Here is a 3,483-nt window from a genome sequence, read left to right as displayed (position 1 = left end):
CGGCGTCAAGCTCACGACACTGCGCCCCGAGCAGGCCGCGTACATCGGTGTCGAGGTCGAGGGTCCCTACAAGTCGGACCACTACCGCTACTGAGTCCGCAGCTCCACCCGCTGAAAGCGCGTCCGCGCACTGACGCGCCTCTCAGCACCAGGTAGGTCCTCCGAGGCAGGCCCCCGCACCCCCGTGCCGGGGGCCTGCCCCTTCGGCCCACGGCCGAACCGGCCATGACCCTGCCTGGCCGACTCGTCGAGACGGACCCGATCAGCCCGTCACACCCCAGGACCCCCATGCCCCGCGGCCGATATTCGCTCCACGATCCGCACGATCACACCCCCCTCGCACACGAGCACTTCCAGTGCGCCCCCGGCCCCTCCGGCTGGCGCTACGTCTCGCAACTGACCAGCCCCACCGGCGAACACACCGGCTCCGTCGACCTCACCCTCGACGACCTCGGCCGCCCCCTCCGCCTCGAACTCCACGCGAGCAGCTGGCAGGTACGCGGCGCAGCCCTCGACGGCGTCACCTGGGTCCGCACCGACCCCACCGGCACTCAGGCCACAGAAGGCAATGTCCCCGCCCACGCCTTCACCGGCACGTCCCCCGCATTCCTCATCGCCACCAGCCGCCTCCTACGCCTCACCCCCTCCTCGTCGGCAACCCGGGTACGCCTCGTGGCCTTCACCGATCCGGTCCTCGCCCCGCGCACCGTGGACCAGTCCTGGGCCTTGCTGAGAAGAGAAGCACACGCCACTGACAACGGCCCCCTGACCGTGGACGAATACCAGGTCACAGCCCTGGACACCGGGGAACAGCATGCGGTGCACATCGCCGGTGACGTCGTCCTCGCAGCCCCCGGCATCGAACTGGAAGACCTCGAGACACCCCCGTCGACCTTCGACTGAAGCCGCCCTGGACGGCGCTACGCCGGCGGCGCGAACCCAGTGGTCGGCCCCTGGGACCGATCGGCAGGCGCCTCCTCCACCGGCGCAGCGGGCTGGCCCCCGTCCGCCGACGGAACCCCAGCACCCGCAGCAGCCGACTGCCCCACAACAGGCCCGTACGCCCCCGGCGGCCCGTACTGCGGTGCGTACGGCATCGGCGGCGCGTACGGCGTGGCCGGCCCGTACGACGCAGCTGGCCCGTATGGCGCCGGCGGCCCGTATGGCGTGGGCGGCCCGTACGGGGCCGGAGGGCCGTACGACGTCGGCGGGCCGTAGGTCCCTGGCGCACCACCCGCACCACCCATGGCTCGGACCCCACCCTGACCCCCGGTCCACCCCGCCATCGGACCATTGCCGAAGGCCCGCCGCGCCTCCCGGACCTGCCGTTCCTGTACCACCGCCGCCAGATACGCGGCCGCCGGCACTCCTTGCGGTACCGGCGTCCCCGTACGCGCGGCGAGATCTCCGGCCAGCCGCTCCGCCATCGCCCAGCCGACCTGCGGATCCAGCTGGTTCATCCGCCCCAGGTACTGGCGGACCGCCAGCCACAGCCCGTCCGGCACCGACGAAAGATCAAGAGCCTGGAATCGGCCCGCCAGCCAAGGCGGAGGCGGCGACACGAAACCGGACCGCGCCACGGGCACCCGTTCCCGCACCACCAGAGTCCCCGCGAAGACATCCCCGAGTCGCCGTCCCCGCGCCGACACGAGCGAGGCGATGCAGGCCACCACCCCGATCGTCAGCAGAATCTCCACCACACCCAGCGCACCGCGCACCAGCGCGTGCCGGAACCGGATCGGCCCACCGTCGTCCCGCACCACCCGCAACCCGCACGCCATCTTCCCGAGCGACCGCCCATGACTGAGCGTCTCCACCGCGATCGGCCCACCGACCAGCACCAGCAGGAACGTGGCGATCGACAGCGCGATCTGCGCCGCCTCGTCCAGGGACGCCGTCGCCGCCAGCAGAGCGATGCTCACGACGACGTAGACCACGAAGACCACGGTCAGGTCCAGCAGCGTGGCCAACGCCCGGCTGGGCAGCCTGGCAGGCCGCAGCTCCAACGCCACGGCCTCACCCGTCACCAGCTCACTCACGCCCGTCGTCCTTTCCCTGGCCTGCCCCGAGAACGGCCAGTCTGCCAAGCTGAGGGCGCATCGCGCCGCAGTACGACAAGCTGACATCCATCACCGGCCGCCGACGAACAGCCGAGGAGCAGGCACACCGATGGACCTCGACGTCTTCGTCTCCGCCCACCGAGCCGAATGGGACCGCCTCGACGCTCTTCTGCGTCGCCAGCGCAGCCTCACCGGAGCCGAGAGCGACGAACTCGTCACCCTCTACCAGCGCACCGCCACCCACCTGTCCCTGATCCAGTCCAGCGCTCCCGACCCGCAGCTCACCGGCCGGCTCACCCAACTCGTGGCACGCGCGCGCAGCGCGGTGACAGGAACCCGCCGCGCCTCATGGCGCGACGTGACGCGCTTCCTCACGCAGGGCTTTCCCGCCGCGGTCTACAGGTCACGACACTGGTGGGTGCCCACGGCACTCCTCTCCACAGCCGTCGCCGTCCTTCTCGGCTGGTGGATCGGTACCCACCCGGAAGTCCAGTCCTCCATAGCGGCCCCCGACGAACTGCGCGAGCTCACCCGACCCGGCGGCCTGTACGAGACGTACTACTCGAGCCACCAGGCCGCGGCGTTCGCGGCCCAGGTCTGGACGAACAACGCCCAGGCCGCCGCCATGTGCCTGGTCCTGGGGGTCTTCCTCGGCCTGCCGGTCCTCTGGATCCTCTTCCAGAACATGCTCAACCTCGGCATCGGGGCCGGCCTCATGTCCTCGGCGGGCCGGCTCGACACTTTCCTCGGCCTCGTCCTCCCGCATGGCCTGCTCGAGCTGACCGCGGTCTTCGTCGCGGCCGGCACCGGCCTCCGTCTGGGCTGGACAGTCATCGACCCGGGCCCGCGCACCCGGCGTACCGCCCTCGCGGAAGAGGGCCGGGCCGCGGTCGGCATGGCGATCGGCCTCGCACTGGTCCTCTTCGTCTCCGGCGCCATCGAAGGCTTCGTCACCCCGTCGGGCCTACCGACATGGGCCCGCATCACCATCGGCATCACAGCCGAACTGGCCTTCCTCACCTACGTCTACGTCCTCGGCGGCAGAGCCGCCCGGGCCGGGGAAACGGGCGACGTCGAGGCAGCCGAGCGCAGTGCCAAGGTGCCGACGGCCGCCTGATGTGCGGACGGCCCCGCTGGGCTGCTAGTCTCCTCTTCGCCCCACAAAAGCTGTTGACACGGAGTGCGTGGGGAGGTAGATTCGAACAGTTGCCTGGAACTGGACAGAGTCCGGTCGGCAGCGGTTAGTATCTGTCAGCCTCTTGAATCCATGATTCCGCAGAGGCACCCCCGATAAGTCGGAGAATGAATGGCCGGTCAGACCGGCCTGAAACTTCTGATAAAGTCGGAACCGCCGGAAAGGAAACCGCGAAACAAAAGCGGGAACCTGGAAAGCACCGAGGAAATCGGGTCGAGAAAAGATCTG

Annotated in this window: 4 protein-coding genes; 3 read left to right on the top strand and 1 reads right to left on the bottom strand. The window is 70.1% G+C overall.

What is annotated here, in order from left to right; genetic code table 11:
* Together ACIRPU_RS44345 and ACIRPU_RS44340 are read left to right on the top strand one after the other, a co-directional pair.
* Window positions 1–94 (top strand): adenosylhomocysteinase (locus ACIRPU_RS44345; protein WP_351710203.1); only part of this gene is annotated, 94 nt, incomplete at its 5' end.
* Between the two features lie 194 nt (window positions 95–288).
* Entirely contained in the window at window positions 289–903 is a 615-nt protein-coding gene (locus tag ACIRPU_RS44340) for a hypothetical protein (RefSeq protein ID WP_384125531.1), read from the top strand.
* Between the two features lie 17 nt (window positions 904–920).
* On the opposite strand, the gene ACIRPU_RS44335 is transcribed toward ACIRPU_RS44340, so the two are convergent.
* Window positions 921–2,039, bottom strand: a complete 1,119-nt coding sequence (locus ACIRPU_RS44335) for an RDD family protein (RefSeq protein ID WP_403878940.1) — start codon at window positions 2,037–2,039, stop codon at window positions 921–923.
* 130 nt (window positions 2,040–2,169) lie between these two features.
* Between ACIRPU_RS44335 and ACIRPU_RS44330 the strand changes: the two genes are divergently transcribed.
* Window positions 2,170–3,177, top strand: coding sequence for a stage II sporulation protein M (locus ACIRPU_RS44330; RefSeq protein ID WP_403878937.1), 1,008 nt, complete (start codon window positions 2,170–2,172; stop codon window positions 3,175–3,177).
* The last annotated feature ends 306 nt before the right edge of the window (window positions 3,178–3,483 follow it).

It is taken from the genome of Streptomyces sp. NPDC102259, assembly GCF_044766465.1.
Lineage (GTDB): Bacteria > Actinomycetota > Actinomycetes > Streptomycetales > Streptomycetaceae > Streptomyces.
Note: the sequence above shows the minus strand (reverse complement) of the source record. Positions and strands in the feature narration are given on the sequence as shown.

Bases quoted from the DNA above. Each gene is read 5' to 3' on its own strand.
- ACIRPU_RS44330 (WP_403878937.1), top strand. From the start codon at position 2,170: ATGGACCTCGACGTCTTCGTCTCCGCCCACCGAGCCGAATGGGACCGC.
- ACIRPU_RS44340 (WP_384125531.1), top strand. From the start codon at position 289: ATGCCCCGCGGCCGATATTCGCTCCACGATCCGCACGATCACACCCCC.